We start from the raw sequence: 15493 nt of genomic DNA, 5'->3' as shown, positions 1-15493 counted from the left end.
CCCTTCGGGCTCAATCTCGAATGACCCGATTGGACTATGGGTATCGGTCAGCTCACTCGTTGGAGTGATCGCAGGTCGCACACCTTGCCAAGCGCGGAGCCCCCACTCTCGCCGCAGGCGTCATCACGGAGCGCAACCATTCACCCGGGCACAACAGGCCCCAGCTGCCTCAAAGCCCGGACATTCCCGGGCGATTCGGGCAACTCTCCTCGCCCACAAGAGTGAATGATGCTGACGCACCGAAGCTGTACCAAGCTTGTGACAAGCCTAGGCGAACACGTGCCCCTATGTACGGGAATCCGCGACGTAGGGTTCTCCCCATGGCACCGAAGCGCCCACAGGCATCCCAGCCCCCAGGCAACACCGGAGCTCCGCGCGGCGGCAGCGGCGGATCACCGTTGGACCACGTCGGCAACGGCGTGAAGTTCCTGGGCGTCAGCGTGCTCTCCGGAGTCCTGCTGGCAGGACTCGCCCTGCCCGCCGTCGGCGCCATCGGGCTGACCGCCAAGGACACGGCGGAGAGCTTCGACAACATCTCCGACGACTTCAAGACCCCGCCGCTCACCCAGGCCACCCAGATCTTCGACGCCAAGGGCGGCCTGATCGCCAAGGTCTACGAGCGCGACCGCACCGTCCTCACCGCCGACCAGATGTCGCCGTTCATGAGGCACGCCCAGGTGGACATCGAGGACGCCCGCTTCTACGAGCACGGCGCCGTCGACCTCAAGGGCATCCTCCGCGCGGCCAGCAAGAACGCCGAGAGCGGCACCGCCTCGCAGGGCGCCTCGACGCTGACCCAGCAGTACGTGAAGAACGTCAACGTGGAGAAGGCCGGCGACGACCAGGCCGCCGTCCTGGAGGCGCAGCGCAAGACCCTGGGCCGCAAGATCCAGGAGCTCAAGGTCGCCATCAAGCTGGAGGAGGACCTGAGCAAGGACCAGATCCTCACCAACTACCTCAACATCACCTTCTACGGCCACCAGGCCTACGGGGTCGAGGCCGCCTCCCAGCGCTACTTCAGCAAGAGCAACAAGGACCTGACCGTCGCCGAGGCCGCCACGCTGGCCGGCATGGTGCAGAACCCGTCGTCCTACGACCCGGTGCGCTACCCCGAGAACACGGTCAAGCGCCGCAACGTCGTGATCGACAAGATGCTGGAGAACAAGCACATCACCGCGGACCAGGCGAAGGAGGCGAAGGCCGCCCCGCTGGGTCTGAAGTACAAGGACCCGCAGAACGGCTGCATCACCGCCCAGGCCGGGATGGGCTTCTTCTGCGACTACGTCCGCCACGTGGTCAAGCAGGACCCGGCGTTCGGCAAGAGCGCCGACGAGCGCAAGAAGCTCTGGGACACCGGCGGCCTGAACATCTACACCACGCTGGACCCGGACAAGCAGGCCGCGGCCCAGAACGCCGTCACCAAGAAGGTCAACGTGACCGACCAGGTGTCGGCGGCCGCGACCATGATGGAGCCGGGCACCGGCAAGATCCTGGCGATGGCCCAGACCCGCCCGTACGGCCTGGACTCGAACAAGAACCAGACCGTCGTCAACCTCAACGTGGACGCCTCGATGGGCGGCGGCAACGGCTTCCAGACCGGTTCGACCTTCAAGCCGATCCTGGCCGCGGCGGCGCTGGAGTCGGGCATGTCGCCGACCCAGGCGTTCCCGTCCGAGAACAAGATCGACTACCCGCAGATGTCCACCTGCTCGGGCACCTGGAAGAACGTCCCGGCGCCCGGCGAGCAGAAGGCCACGGTCAAGAACGAGTCCGAGTCCGAGAAGGGCCCGTACCAGCTGAAGCAGGCCATGGCGCTGTCGGTCAACACCTACTTCGTGCAGATGGAGCAGCAGGTCGGCCTCTGCGCGATGAAGCAGATGGCGAACAAGCTGGGCATCACCCAGTCCGCGAAGGGCGACGCCTTCCGGGAGGTGCCCTCGATGGTCCTGGGCACCCTGGAGCTCTCCCCGCTGACCATGGCGAACGTCTACGCGACCTTCGCCGCGCGCGGCAAGTACTGCACCCCGATCGCGATCAACAAGATCAGCACGGTGGACGGCAAGGAGCTCCAGGTCCCGCAGACCCAGTGCAGCCAGGCCTTCTCCGAGGACACCGCGGACAAGCTCAACACCGTCCTGCTGAACGTGACCGAGAAGGGCACCGCGGCCGCGCTCGGCCTGGACGGCGGCCGCAAGATCGCCGGCAAGACCGGTACCACCGACGAGAAGAAGGCCGCCTGGTTCAGCGGCTACACCCCGTCGCTGGCCACCTCGGTCTGGCTCGGCGGCCCGGCCGGCGGCGTCAAGATGAAGAACATCAACATCGGCGGCAAGCACTTCGACGAGGTGTTCGGCGCCGACGGCCCCGGCCCGATCTGGCAGATGGCGATGAACCAGGCGCTCCAGGGCACGCCGATGGAGCCGATCCAGACCGTCGACATCCCGGACCCGCAGCCGGCCACCCCGCCGGCCACCCCGCCGGCCGACCCCAACCCCCAGCCGCCCGCGGGCAACCCCCCGCCGCCGCAGGGCGGCGGCAACCCCGGCGGCGGCCCCGGGGGGATGATCGGCGGCGGGTTCACCTTCCCGCCCGGGATGATCGGCGGCGGGAACGGCGGCCGGCACGGCGGCGGCAACGGCAACGGCTGACCGCGCCACCCGGCACGAGCCACGCAGCAGTGACGAAGGGGCGCCCTCCGGTTCGGAGGGCGCCCCTTCGGCGTCGTGTTGCCGGGTGACGGGCCGTCGGGGCCGCGGGAGCCCCTCGCGGGCCCTACAGGGCCGCTCGATTCCGGCCAGAGCCGGCTTGACCCGACGGACCCGGGCGGTCCGCGGTCAGGACAGCGCGGCCTTGACGGCGGCGGCGACCCGGCCGCCCTCGGCCAGGCCGTCGACCTTGGGCTTCACCAGCTTCATCACGGCGCCCATCGCCTGCGGGCCGGTCGCGCCGCTCTCGGCCACGGCGTCCGCCACGATCGCGGCGAGCTCCTCGTCGGAGAGCTGCTTGGGCAGGTAGGTCGCCAGCACCTCGCCCTCGGCCCGCTCCCGGGCGGCCTGGTCGGTGCGCCCCGCCCCGTCGAAGGCCTCGGCGGCCTCCCGGCGCTTCTTCGCCTCGCGGCCGATCACCTTCAGCACGTCGGCGTCGGACAGCTCGCGCTTCTGCTTGCCCGCCACCTCCTCGCTGGTGACGGCGGCCAGGGTGAGCCGGATGGTGGACGCGCGAAGCTCGTCCCGGACCCTGATGGCAGCCGTGAGGTCCTCCTGCAGCTGCTCCTTGAGCGTTGTCATTTCCTCTTCTTATCCTTCGGCTGTGGGCGGTCTCAACCAGGTTTCCACCGGGCATCCACTGCGGTCTGCGCAGGTGAACGAGTATGCCGTGTCAAGAGCGGGCGGTCGTCGCCTGACGCCCCGCCGGCCCGACGGTCGATCACGGCCGGGAAGGGGCAGTGCGATCCGGCCAACCTGGCCGACAATGCCTGCATACTCTCGGCAGAACAGCCGGATATTGCCGGGAGCACCGGGGAGTTGCCGGTGCCAAAAGGGGCAAATCGAACGTAGCGGCAGGTTCGCAGAAATAGTCCGCGTAGTACACTCGTTCACATGTAGCTTGAGTAGCCTAACGGGCTGTGGTCACCTCACCCTCAAAGGCCGCTCCCGAGCAGCAGCGGAACGTCCCCAACTCATTTTTCCACGGTTCTGACACATCACGACCCACGCTCGGCGCGGGCGCTCTCGCATGCGCTCCGCCATGACCGCGCGGCACGTAATGATCGTTCTGGAGTGATTGGCGCCGCAAGTCGGCGTGTTAAGTTCTGACTTGAATTCTGCTCACAACAGCAGGAAGCGCGGGGGAATGGACAACAATCAGCTTCGCTCCATGTTAGTAACCCAGCGGAAGATGGTCGGCTGGAGCCAAGAGCAGTTAGCCGAGCATTCCAATGTCAGTGTGCGGACCATTAGGAATCTGGAAACCGGGGCCATCAAGAATCCGCGGCGCAGCTCCGTGGAACTCCTGGTCGGCGCCCTGCTGTCCGCGGCGACCAGCCAGGACACGCTGATGTCCCACGTGGCCCACGCGGGCACCCCGACCGGCGTGCTCCCCTCCCGCCTGGAGACCGGTCTGCTGACCAACGTCGTCGAGGTCCCGGACAACGCCCGGTGGCAGGGGCTGCGTCCCAAGACGGACATCACCGTCGGGCGCCAGGCCGACCTGCTGCACGTGGTGACCACCCTCCGGCCGGGCCGGCCGCTGGTGCTCACCGGCCCGGCCGGTGTGGGCAAGACCCGGCTGGCCCTGGACTCCGCCGCGCACCTGCTCGACCGCTTCCGGGACGGCGTGGTGGTGCTCGAACTCGGCTCGGTGACCCCCGAGAGCGTCGACGCCGCCGCGGCCTCGGCGGAGGTGCAGCGCTCGCTCGACACCCTGCTGCACGGCTGCGAACGGGACCCGAGGACCAACCCCGAGCTGCAGATGATGGTCGTCATCGACAACGCCGAGCACGTCATCGGCGCGGTGACCAGGCAGGTCAGGATGATGCTGGAGCGGCATCCCGCGCTCCACATCCTGATCACCTCGCTGCGGGCGCCCGCCTCCATCCCGGCGGACCTGTGGGAGGTGTCGCCGCTGTCCGTCGACTACCCCGAGGGCAGCTACGGCTGCCCGCCCGCCGCCGAGCTGTTCTGCCGCCGGGTGCACTCCGTCGTCCCGACGCTGGACCTCGGCGACCAGATGCCGCAGGTGGTCGAGCTCTGCCGCCGGCTGGGCGGTCTCGCGCTCGCCATCGAGAACGCCGCCTTCCGGATGCGCTCGGTGCCCCTGCACGTCCTGGTGGACGAGTGCCAGGTGCTGCCGATCCTGGGCCAGGACGAGGTGGGCGGGCTGTCCCACCACCGCTCGCTGCACCGCAGCCTCGCCTGGGCCTACGGACTCCTCGACGACCGGCAGCGCCGGGCCCTCAGACAACTCTCCCGCTTTCCCGATGAATTCTCCATCGACGATGTCCGGCAGGAACCGGTCGACGGCGGCCGGGAGCCCTCCCGCAATATCGATGTGCTGGCCGATCTCGTGGATTTCTCCGTCGTCCAGGTGAAACGTGGCCACCAGTACGCGTACCGGGTTCCCCGGATGATGCGCGAGTACGTCAACGCCATTCCGGCCTGAGGCCGGCCCGCACGCACACCGTCCGCTCGTCGGGGCGTTTTCCGTCGCGTCGGCCGCACTGTCGCGCCCGGAATCGGTTCCGGATGCGACCCGGCCGACGGGCGATCGAATTCGATCGAATCGACGGGTTAACTTCTCCGGTCCATTCGGGAAACTCCTCCGCGGGTCATTCAGCACTGCCCGGCTTAATGCCTTGAGCGCAAATGGGGATCGATGACCACGATAGACGCCTCCGTCCACGACGACAGAACCGGCGAAACGTCGGACGAGAACACTCCGCTGCCGGACACCGGTGTGGCGCCCCTGGTGGACGGTTCGAAACTGATCGGCGATCCCCGGGACGGCGCCGTCGTCCGGGCCTCGCACCGCGTCTACGAACACCTGATCGCGATGTTCGCGCCCGGCATGATCGAGGCCGCGTTCGACCTCGACGTCTTCGTCGCCCTGGCGGACGGACCGGCCACCCCGGCCGACCTCGCCGCCCGGCTGGACGCCGACGCGCACGGCCTGCGGGTGCTGCTCGACGGCCTGTACTGCTACGAGATCGTCCAGCGCGTGCGCACCGAGGACGGTCAGGACGTCTACCGGCTGGCGGACGGCATGGCCGAGTGCCTGCTGCCCGGCGGCCTCTACAGCCTGGCCGGCCGGATCGGCTACGACCGGGCGATCGGCTGGGACGTGTGGCGCAACCTCGCCGACCACGTCAAGCGGCCCGCCCGCGGCGCGGACGGCGACTACCAGGCCAACCAGCTGTCCGCCGAGGACTACGAGCAGGTCGCCCGCGGGATCAACTTCTGGGCCCCGCCGATCGTCGAATCGCTCGCCAACCTCCTTGCGGAGGAGGAGGGTTGGAAGGGCGAGGCGGACCGTTCGATGCTCGACGTCGGCTGCGGCACCGGCATCTACAGCCAGCTGCTCCTGCAGCGCTTCCGGGGGCTGCGGGCCACCGGCCTGGACCACCCGCGGATCGTGCCCATCGCCCGCGGACAGGCGGAACGGCTGGGCGTGCAGGACCGGTTCGAACCGGTGGAGCGCAACTTCTTCACCGAGGAGTGGAACACCGGTCAGGACCTCGTCCTCCTGGTGAACATCTTCCACCTGCAGACCGCCGAGGGCTCCGAGGAGCTCATGCGACGGGCGGCGCAGGCGGTGCGCGAGGGCGGTGTGGTCGCCGTCGTCGACCACATCGTGGACGACGAGACCGACGCCCAGTCGATCCAGAACCGCTTCTTCCGACTGTTCGCCGCGTCGATGCTCGTCACCGGCGGCGGAGACTCCTTCTCCCTGGCGGACTACGACCAATGGCTCGACCGGGCCGGCCTGGTGAGGACGGCGCTGGTCGACACCCCGATGCACCGGATCCTGCTCGCCCGGCGCCCGTGATCACCACCAGCCCGGCCGGACCTCCCGTCCGGCCTGCCGGATTCCATTCCTCAGAGGGGACCAGGACGTGACCGACAACCTCGTGCTCGGAGCGGCGAGAATGACCGCCGCCGACATCTTCAACGCCACCGTCGCTTCCTCGGCGATCGGTGCCGCCTGGGAGGCCGGGGCGCTCGAAGAGCTGGCGGACCAGGACAAGCTGGACGTCGCCGAGTTCTCCGAACGCAACGGCCTCGACCAGTACGCGGTCGAGGGGATGTTCCAGGCCCTGGCCAGCGTCCGCGTCGTCCAGCGGCAGGGCACCCTGATCACCACCGATGTGAACTTCGCCGAGGTGTACCGCGCCAAGGCCTTCTACCACTGGCTGTCCCGCGGTTGCGCGGCGCTCTTCGCCGACATGCCCGCCGTACTGAAGAACGAGAACCGGGTCGGCAGCTTCTACCGCCGTGACTCCGCCGCCATCGCGATCGCCTGCCGCGACATCAACGCCAACTTCTTCGACCCGGTGTTCAAGAAGGCCCTCGGCTCGGTCGGCGGGTTCCGCAAGATCGCCGACCTCGGCTGCGGCAGCGGCGAGCGCATCATCAGCGTGCTGCGGCAGAACCCGGACGCGACCGGCCTCGGCATCGACATCGCCGAGGGCGCGCTGGGCGTGGCCCGGGCCTCGACCAAGGAGGCCGGCTTCGAGGGCAAGGTGTCCTTCGTCAAGGACGACGCCACCAACCCCCAGCCGCACCCCGAGTTCGCCGACGTCGACCTCCTGACCTCCTTCCTGATGGGCCACGACTTCTGGCCGCGGGAGAACTGCGTCACCTCCCTGCGCGGGCTGCGCAAGGCGTTCCCCAACGTCAAGCGCTTCCTGCTCGGCGACACCGCGATGACCACCGACATCCCGGACCCCGAGATCCCGGTCTTCACGCTGGGCTTCGAGGTCGCGCACCGCATGATGGGTGCCTACCTGCCGACCCTCCAGGAGTGGCACGGGGTGTTCGAGGAGGGCGGCTGGCGCCTGGTCGAGGCGCACCGCGTGGTGACCCCGGCGGACAGCGTGATCTTCGAGCTCGAACCGCTCGCCGACTGACGACACGGAAAGTGCTCCGGGGCCGTGGGCCTCGGAGCACTTCTCGCTACGCGCGGTGAATCGGCCCGCGGCCGGCCGGTACGGCCCGCGGGTCAGTTCGTCCGGGCGTCGGGCTGCTCGACCGCGGGCACGGTGCGACCCGGACCGGTGGGCCGGACCTCGGTGATGCCGGGAGCGCGGCGCATCATCACGGCCTGCTGCACGGCCAGCGTCACCCCGACCCCGAGCCAGACCCCGTTGCCGTTGAACCGGCCGTGGAAGAACACCGCTTCGACGCCGCCGACGACCAGCCGCTCGGCCAGGTTCGCCACCCACAGCTTGGCGGTCGTCCGGCCGCCCTTGCGCAGCAGCCGGCCGGTCTGGTCCCGCCACATGGGCATCGTCAGACCTCGGTAGTAGCCGAAGACCAGTGAGAACGCCAGGCCGATGACCAGGAAGACGACGCCGGTCACCGTCGCCTCGGCGGGGCCCGGCGGCAGGAAGCCGCGCAGCACGAGCATCGCGACCCACAGGAAGGTCTGGGCCCTGACGTCGCGGACGCTGAACTGGGAGACGAGGACGATCGCCGTGATGAGGACGATGAACGCCACGTTGATCACGGCGAAGAGCGTGTCGTCCGCGGGCGAGGGCTGAGCGGCCAGGGATCCCCAGGATGCCAACAGCGTCATAGAGCCACCTCGGTGGTGTCAGGGGTGATGGTCGGGCCACGTGCCGTGCGGCAGGCGGACCCCCCGCAGTCGCCGCCGCCGAGCCCCAACCGGGTTGACCGTCACGACTGTTGACGGTGGCTCAGGGAGCGCACGGGTGCCCATGCTCCGAGCATAGGGGGCCGGCCCGGCCGGTCTCCAGGCAAACCGGCGGCAATCCCGTCACCCGCCGGGTCGGCGCGGTCACCCAAGGTGCGATCTTGCCGAGTCGTTGCCGGAGGCGATGCCTGGAATGTCGGACCCCCGCGCGGCGACGATCCCTGTATGACCGACATCGCCTCCGACCAGATCCCTGCTGTGATCAGCCAGCTGGTCCTCCTCATCGCGCCGGCCAAGAAGGACCCGATCGGTCCGGACACCAAGCTCGTCAGCGAACTGGGCTACCACTCGCTCGCGATGGTCCAGTTGGGCCTCACCATCGAGGACGTCTTCGAGTTCGACGGCCTGCCCCAGGAGCGGGCCTCGTCGCTGGAGACCGTCCACGAGCTCGTCGAGCTCGTCCGGGAGCTGCTGGACGAGGGCGAGGGCGCGCTGCCGACCGTCGACCACCTGGAGTCCATCGTCGTCCCGCTCGGCGGCGACTGGCCGCCGGCGTCCTGACCGCGGGACAGCCGGGAACACCGCACGCACCCGCCCGCACCGCACCCACCCGCACGCCCCGCCACCGCCCCCGGGTCAGGAGAGCCGACCTGACCGGGGGCGGACTCATGCCCGGTAGCGGGCGCGCGAGACGGCCCGGGGCGCACGCCCCGGGCCGTCTCGCGCGCGGTGCGGGGAGCTCACGCCCCGGCGCGGAAGGCCAGCACGGTGTTGTGCCCGCCGAAGCCCGCGCTCTGGGTGAGCGCCGCCAGCGGCCCGGCGGGCAGCGGGCGGGGCGCGACCCGGACCACGTCCAGGTCGATCGCGTCGTCCAGGTCGTCCAGGTTGATGGTGGGCGGCGCGGTGCGGTGGTGCAGGGCCAGCACGGTGGTCAGCGCGGCCAGTGCGCCGGAGGCGCCGATCAGGTGCCCGGCGGACGACTTGACCGCCGACACGGCCGGCCGCACGCCGTCCAGCGCGGTCCGGATCGCCAGCGCCTCCGCCGCGTCGCCCACCGAGGTGGAGGAGGCGTGCGCGCTGACGTGGCCGACCTCGGCCGGCTCCAACCCGCCGTCCGCGAGCGCGCGCCGGATGGCCCGCGCCATCCCCTCGCCCTCCGGGTGCGGACGGGTGATGTGGTGCGCGTCGGCGCTCGCCCCGGCCCCGGCGAACCCGGCGTAGACCCGGGCCCCGCGCTGCCGGGCGTGCTCGGCGGACTCCAGCACCAGCACCGCCGCGCCCTCGCCCAGGACGAAGCCGTCCCGTTTCTTGTCGAAGGGCCGGGAGGCGCAGGCCGGGGCGTCGTTGTTGCGGGACAGCGCCTTCATCGCCGCGAAGGCGGTGATCGCCATCGGGTTGATGACCGCCTCGGTACCGCCGGCCACCACCACGTCGGCCCGGCCCAGGCGGATGAGGTCCAGCCCCGCCGCGAGGGCGTCGGCGCCGGCCGCGCAGGCCGTCGAGGGCGCGTGGGCCACCGCGGTGGCGTTCAGCTCCAGTGCGCACAGCGCGGCCGCGGCGTTGTTCATCAGCATCGGCAGGGTGAACGGCGAGACCCGGCGGGTGTCCCCGGCCCGGATCAGGTCGTGCGCCGGCAGCAGGGTGCTCAGGCCGCCGATGCCGCTGCCGACGACCACCGCGAGGCGCTCCGGTTCGGGGTGCCCCGGTGCGCCCGCGGCGGCGCTGAAGCCCGCGTCCTGCCAGGCCTCCCGCTGCGCCAGCAGCGCGAACTGCGCGGAACGGTCGGTGCGCCGGGCCTGGACCCGGTCGATCAGCGGGGCCGGCTCCACGGCGGCCGGGGCGGCGATCCGCACCGGCAGTCCCTCGGCCCAGGGCTCGGTGATCGCGACCGCCGCCGAGACCCCGTCGAGCAGTGCCGTCCAGGTGGACCGGGCGTCGCCGCCCAGCGGCGTGGTGGCGCCGAGCCCGGTGATGACGACGTCGTCGCGCTGCGCAGGCATGCGGCTCCTCCGATTCGTTCTCGACTTCGTTCTCGTCGTCCGGGTCAGTTGACGCCGACGAAGGCTTCCGGCTTGGCCAGCTGCTCGCTCAGGAACAGGTCGCGCAGCTTCGGGCTGAGCAGGCCGACCTGCCGCAGGATGTGGATCACCTGCTGGAACAGCAGCTGGCGGTAGCCGAACATCATCGGGTCGTTCATCGCGAAGGTGATGCCGGCCTCGACGTCCAGCTCCATGCGCTCCCACACCTCGCGCAGCAGGAACCGGCGGGACATCAGGAAGATCGACTCCAGCAGGAACTCCTCCCGCTCCGCGCGCTCCTTGCTGTTCATCTGCTCGTACATTCCGGTGAGCGAGACCACGCCGAAACCGATGTGCCGCGCCTCGTCCCGGGCGATCATCCGGGTGATCTGGGTGATGATCGGCTCGCCGAATCCGGTGCCCGCCAGTCGGGTCGCGGCCAGGGCGAGGCCTTCGACGATCACCTGCATGCCGAGGTAGACGATGTCCCAGTCGGATTCCGAGAGCAGGTCGCGCAGCAGCGACTTGAGCCCCGGATTGATCGGGTAGCAGTTGCCCAGTTTCTCGTCGATGTACTTGGCGTACGCCTCGACGTGCCGCGCCTCGTCGGCGACCTGGGCGGCCGCGTAGATCTTGGCCTCCATGTCGGGCACGGTCTCCACCAGCCGGGCGGTGGTCACCAGCGCGCCCTGTTCACCGTGCAGGAACTGGCTGATCATCCAGGACAGGTACTCCCAGCGGAACTGGTTGATCAGCTCCTCGGGCACCGGGCTGCCCGGGCCACGGAAGTTCTGCAGACCGGTGCTCTGGCCCTCGTCCAGGAGCGCACCGAACCGGACCTCGTGGTTCCAGTCGATATCGGTCGCGGCATTCCACTGCACGATCTTGCTCTTCTCGTAGAGCGCCCAGAGCCGGTTGTTGCGCTCGCCGTAGTTCCAGTTGAGATTGGCCTTGAACGCGGCGTCGACCTCCATCAGACTCTCCCTGGTCCGGTCCAGGGTGAACAGCACGGTTTCCCGCTCGTCGTGGAATTCGGTGTTCATCGCCGCCGGGCTCCTTCGGATTGACGTACTGCCACACCGGATACTCTCGGACGGACAACCCGCAGAACCTAGGCACTCACTGGGCAACTTGCAGGCATGACGAGTTGCCTGCGCCGCTGCCTGGAAGTGCGGAAGACCTCCTGACGACACTGCACCGGAACACGCTGGGCGTTCCGTATTCCCGTGCACAGGAGCCAGTCGTATGGAACCGAATTCCGTTCCCCGCCCGACCCGTCGACTGACCGCGGAGCTGGAGGGACTGCTGGGCGACCCGCTGGCCGCGTCCGGCCCGTTCGCCTTCGCCGAGGTCGTGGAGCACGAGGAAATCGGTGAAGTCCCGCCCGGCGCCGAGCGGTTGCTCCTGGACTGGGGCCTGCCGGAGCGCCTCGTCCCGGCGGTGGCCGGCGGGACGATGCTCAACCTCGAATCGGTGCTCGCGGTGACCCGCTCGCTGGCCCGGCGGAACCTGACCATGGCGGTGATGTTCGGCTCCAGCATGCTCGGCTGCCAGCCGGTCTGGCTGTGGGGAACGCCCGACCAGCAGAAGCGGATCGCCGAGGCGGTGACCGCCGGGGACAAGCTGTGTTTCGCCGTCTCCGAGGCGGAGGTCGGCAGCGACCTCACCACCACGGCCACCACCGCCGTTCCCGACGGCGAGGACTACGTGCTGGACGGCGAGAAGTGGCCGGTGGGCAACGGCAACCGGGCCCGCTTCTACACCGTGCTGGCGCAGGGCCCGCGCGGACCGGTGCTGCTGCTCGTCGACCGGCGGGAGCTGGACCCGGACAGCGTCGAGCCGAAGCCGATCGTCCGCGCCCTCGGCCTGCGCGGCCACGACGTGAGCGGCATCCGGTTCACCGGCTCCCGGGTGCCCGCGGCCGGCGCGGTCATCGGCCGGCCCGGCCGCGCACTGATCGACACCGTCCGCACCCTGCAGATCACCCGCACCGCGATCGGCGGCATGTCCCTCGGCAGCATGGACGCCGTGCTGCGGATCGGGCTGGACTACGCGCACGAGCGCCGGCTCTACGGCGCCGCGATCCACCGCCTCCCGGTGGTCCGCCGGCACCTCGTCGACGCGCACCTGGACCTGCTGGTCGCCGACTGCGTGACGATCCCGGTGGCCCGGGCGCTGACCCTCGCCCCGGCACGGCTGGCGCTCTGGTCCTCGGTGGTGAAGTACCTGGTGCCGGTGATCGGCGAGGAGACCATGGAGCAGATGTCCAAGGTCCTCGCGGCGCGCGGCTACCTGCGCGAGCTGGTCGCCTCCGGCGCCTTCCAGAAGATCCGCCGGGACCACTGCATCACCTCGATCTTCGAGGGCACCACGCACGTCAACCTGTTCAACATCGCGACCCAGCTGGCCGCGCTGGCCCCGCTCGTGGACCGGGCCGCCGAGGGCTCCGAGGATCTGCTGGAGCGGCTGTTCGACCTCTCCGTCGAGGCCCCGGTCTGGGAGCCGGACGGCAACGGGCTGGCCCTGGCGACCAACGGGCAGGACGAGATCACCCGGGGCTGGCGCACCGCGGCGGAGCGGCTGGACCGGGTGGCCGCGGCCGAGTGCGCCCCCGGGCAGGCCCGCGACCTGGCCGAGGCGGTCGCCGAGCTGGACCGCCGCCGGGCCGCGCTCTACGGCCGCGTCGCCGAGCACGGCATCGACGCGGCCTCGGTGGCCGGCTCGCGCACCGCGGAGGACCACTGCGTCTTCCACGCCGCCGCCTCCTGCGTGCACGTCTGGCTGCACAACCGTGGCTCCGCGCCGGACGCGGGCTGGCTCGTCCTGGTGCTCCGCCGACTGCTGCAGCGGCTGGACCGGGACGTGGTGCTGGACGAGCAGGAGGCGTACCTGCCGGGGCTGGAGGCCGTCATGGAGGAGTGCCGGGTCAGCCGGCGGTACTTCGGCCTGGAGGCCGTGCTGGAGCACGGCGCGCGGGTCTGAGCAGGGCCGGCGGGCGGGCCGGAACGGCGGGAGGACAACAGCAGGACGACGGAGGGCGGTGCCGACCACGGGGTCGACACCGCCCTCCTTGCGCCGGCCTTCCCTAGACCTGGGCGGAACCGGGCGCGAGGGGGCCGGGGAAGAACGCGGTGGTGGCGCCGGCCGTCTCGCCGCCGTCCACCACGAACTCCTGGCCGGTGACGAACTTCGCCCGGTCGGAGGCGAGGAAGTGGAAGACCTCGGCGATCTCCTCCGGGGAGGCGTGCCGGCGCGCCGGGATGCGCTCGTTGACCTCGTCCAGCATGGCGTCGGTGTACTCGGCGCGCTGCATCGGGGTCAGCACCGCGCCGGGGGTGACGCACGCGGTGCGCACCAGCGGGCTGAGCTCCATGGCGAAGGTCTGGCAGAGCGAGGCCACACCGGCCTTGGTTGCGTTGTACGGCGCGTAGAGCGGGTAGCCGCGGCTGCCGTTGACCGAGGCGGTGGCGAGCAGCACGCCGTGGCCCTGGCCGAGCAGGTACGGGGCCGAGTGCCGCCACAGGGCCAGCACGCCGACCAGGTTGACGTCGACGGCGCGGCGCACGTCGGCCTCGGTCAGTTCGAGCACGCCGCTGCGGATGCTGATGCCGGCGTTGGCGATCACCACGTCCAGGCCGCCCCGGGCGGCGTGCACGGTGTCGACGGCCACCTTGACGGCCTGCCAGTCGGCGACGTCGACCTCCAGGAAGCTCACCGACCCGGGGCCGCCGTCCAGTCCCGCCGCCGGGGCCGCGGGCTCGGTGATGTCGAGGTTCACCACGTGGTCGCCGGAGGCGGCGAACCGCTCGGCGGTGGCCTTCCCGATGCCGCTGGAGGCGCCGGAGACGATGACTGTGCGCATGGACGGGGGCCTTTCGGAGGACGCCGGGCCCGGCCGCCGGAGCGGCCGGGTCCCGGCTGGGTGTGCGGGTGCGGAGCGGGTGCGGAGCGGGCGGCGGGTGCGGGCCGCTGCCCGGGTCAGACGATGACCCGGTGCCGGTCGGGGGCGTAACCGGCCATGTTGCGGCGGAGGTTGCGGCTGACGGTGATCTTCTTCAGCCACCGGTCGGTGCCGTCGTACCGGGCCTTGAAGGAGCGCCGCCCGTGCGCGGCCTGGTAGTTGTCCACGACCAGCAGGGTGCCGGGGCCGACCACCACCTCCTGCTGGACCCGGGTCAGCTCCGCCATCAGCCGGTCCAGGGCCTCGACGGCCTCCGGGTCGTCCCCGACGCAGCGCATGAACGGCAGGTCGATGCGCAGGTACGGGGAGAGGCCGTCGCCGAACAGCGCGCTGGTCGGCGTGGGGTCGTCGGCCATCCGGCGGAGCTTGGCGAGCGCCGGGTGGTCCGGGTCGGAGGTCTCCAGCTGCCGGACGTGCTCGGTGTCCGGGAGGATGTGGAAGCGGTCCTGGGCGAGCACCTCCCGGGTGCAGTCGTCGAGTTCGACGTCCCGGACGGAGGCGACGATGGTCGGCACGCGGTCGGCGTTGCGCAAGCCGAGCAGGATCAGGTAGTCGCAGCGGTTGGGGTGGAAGCCGTCCTCGGTGTGGAACTCCAGCAGGGCCTCGCTGCCGTAGCCGCTCTGCCGGTCCTCGTCGCCGCGGATCGGCAGGACGTTCTGGATGATGCTGCCCTCCTGGAGGGTGGCCCAGCCGAAGGGCTCGCCCAGCGCCAGGCCGACCAGCGCCAGCATGGCCTCCTGGGTGCGGGCCGTCTCCGCCGCGATGGCGTCGCGCCAGTGCGCCGGGGTCGGGCCGAGCTCGACGTCGTCCACCGGGAGGCCGTGCACCAGGCAGGCGGCGGCGGGCTCGCGGCGGCGGAAGTCGGCCAGGAAGGACTGCAGGCCGACCGGCAGCATCCGGTCGAACTGCCAGGCGCGGTCGTAGAACTCCTCGTCCAGCGGGTTGCCGCAGTCGTCGGCGGTCTTGTGGGCGGCCCGGGCGAGCTCGGCGGCCTCGTCCGGGCTCAGGGCGTACTCGGCCAGGCGGCCCTCGAACCGGGTCGGAGCGGTGGCAGCGGACGGTTCTTGACGGAGCATCAGGCGTTCCTTTGCTGTTCTCCGACCGGGTCGGCCGGGTGGGGCGGGCGGATGGTCCTGTGCCGTCG

General features: G+C 70.7%; 12 protein-coding genes. 6 read left to right on the top strand and 6 right to left on the bottom strand.

Translation table 11 applies throughout. The features are described 5' to 3' along the window. Positions 1-320: 320 nt before the first annotated feature. The gene (locus ACZ7KX_RS11565) at positions 321-2648 is read left to right on the top strand and encodes a transglycosylase domain-containing protein (RefSeq protein WP_470326281.1); all 2328 of its coding nucleotides are present in this window, start codon (positions 321-323) and stop codon (positions 2646-2648) included. Positions 2649-2834: 186 nt separating this feature from the next. Here ACZ7KX_RS11565 and ACZ7KX_RS11560 read toward each other — a convergent pair whose 3' ends face one another. Further along, positions 2835-3287, bottom strand: a complete 453-nt coding sequence (locus tag ACZ7KX_RS11560) for a GatB/YqeY domain-containing protein (RefSeq protein ID WP_350519790.1) — start codon at positions 3285-3287, stop codon at positions 2835-2837. Between the two features lie 565 nt (positions 3288-3852). Between ACZ7KX_RS11560 and ACZ7KX_RS11555 the strand changes: the two genes are divergently transcribed. From ACZ7KX_RS11555 to ACZ7KX_RS11545, 3 genes are all read left to right on the top strand, one after another. Beyond that, on the top strand, positions 3853-5160 hold the full coding sequence (locus ACZ7KX_RS11555; protein WP_470326280.1) for a helix-turn-helix domain-containing protein: 1308 nt from the start codon (positions 3853-3855) through the stop codon (positions 5158-5160). Positions 5161-5373: 213 nt separating this feature from the next. Next, positions 5374-6543, top strand: coding sequence for a class I SAM-dependent methyltransferase (locus ACZ7KX_RS11550; RefSeq protein WP_470326279.1), 1170 nt, complete (start codon positions 5374-5376; stop codon positions 6541-6543). A 67-nt stretch (positions 6544-6610) separates the two neighbouring features. After that, complete coding sequence (locus tag ACZ7KX_RS11545) at positions 6611-7624, top strand: class I SAM-dependent methyltransferase (RefSeq protein WP_470326278.1); 1014 nt, start codon at positions 6611-6613, stop codon at positions 7622-7624. 92 nt (positions 7625-7716) lie between these two features. Here the strand turns inward: ACZ7KX_RS11545 and ACZ7KX_RS11540 are convergent, their stop codons facing one another. Continuing rightward, positions 7717-8292 (bottom strand): hypothetical protein, encoded by a 576-nt coding sequence (locus tag ACZ7KX_RS11540; RefSeq protein WP_470326277.1) that lies wholly within the window; start codon positions 8290-8292, stop codon positions 7717-7719. 303 nt (positions 8293-8595) lie between these two features. Here ACZ7KX_RS11540 and ACZ7KX_RS11535 point away from each other — a divergent pair, with 303 nt between their 5' ends. Continuing rightward, the gene (locus ACZ7KX_RS11535; RefSeq protein ID WP_470326276.1) at positions 8596-8931 is read left to right on the top strand and encodes an acyl carrier protein; all 336 of its coding nucleotides are present in this window, start codon (positions 8596-8598) and stop codon (positions 8929-8931) included. Positions 8932-9110: 179 nt separating this feature from the next. On the opposite strand, the gene ACZ7KX_RS11530 is transcribed toward ACZ7KX_RS11535, so the two are convergent. After that, positions 9111-10370, bottom strand: a complete 1260-nt coding sequence (locus tag ACZ7KX_RS11530; RefSeq protein ID WP_470326275.1) for a beta-ketoacyl-[acyl-carrier-protein] synthase family protein — start codon at positions 10368-10370, stop codon at positions 9111-9113. A gap of 44 nt (positions 10371-10414) precedes the next feature. Further along, the gene (locus tag ACZ7KX_RS11525) at positions 10415-11431 is read right to left on the bottom strand and encodes a ferritin-like domain-containing protein (RefSeq protein WP_470326274.1); all 1017 of its coding nucleotides are present in this window, start codon (positions 11429-11431) and stop codon (positions 10415-10417) included. 202 nt (positions 11432-11633) lie between these two features. Here ACZ7KX_RS11525 and ACZ7KX_RS11520 point away from each other — a divergent pair, with 202 nt between their 5' ends. Next, positions 11634-13370: an acyl-CoA dehydrogenase family protein gene (locus ACZ7KX_RS11520; RefSeq protein ID WP_470326273.1), complete on the top strand. Its 1737-nt coding sequence runs from the start codon at positions 11634-11636 to the stop codon at positions 13368-13370. A gap of 103 nt (positions 13371-13473) precedes the next feature. Here ACZ7KX_RS11520 and ACZ7KX_RS11515 read toward each other — a convergent pair whose 3' ends face one another. Next, positions 13474-14250 (bottom strand): SDR family NAD(P)-dependent oxidoreductase, encoded by a 777-nt coding sequence (locus tag ACZ7KX_RS11515; protein WP_470326272.1) that lies wholly within the window; start codon positions 14248-14250, stop codon positions 13474-13476. A 116-nt stretch (positions 14251-14366) separates the two neighbouring features. Beyond that, complete coding sequence (gene gntD / locus ACZ7KX_RS11510) at positions 14367-15425, bottom strand: guanitoxin biosynthesis L-enduracididine beta-hydroxylase GntD (protein WP_470326271.1); 1059 nt, start codon at positions 15423-15425, stop codon at positions 14367-14369. Between the last annotated feature and the right edge of the window lie 68 nt (positions 15426-15493).

The sequence above is a fragment of the Kitasatospora sp. NPDC038210 genome, assembly GCF_055600605.1.
Note: the sequence above shows the minus strand (reverse complement) of the source record. Positions and strands in the feature narration are given on the sequence as shown.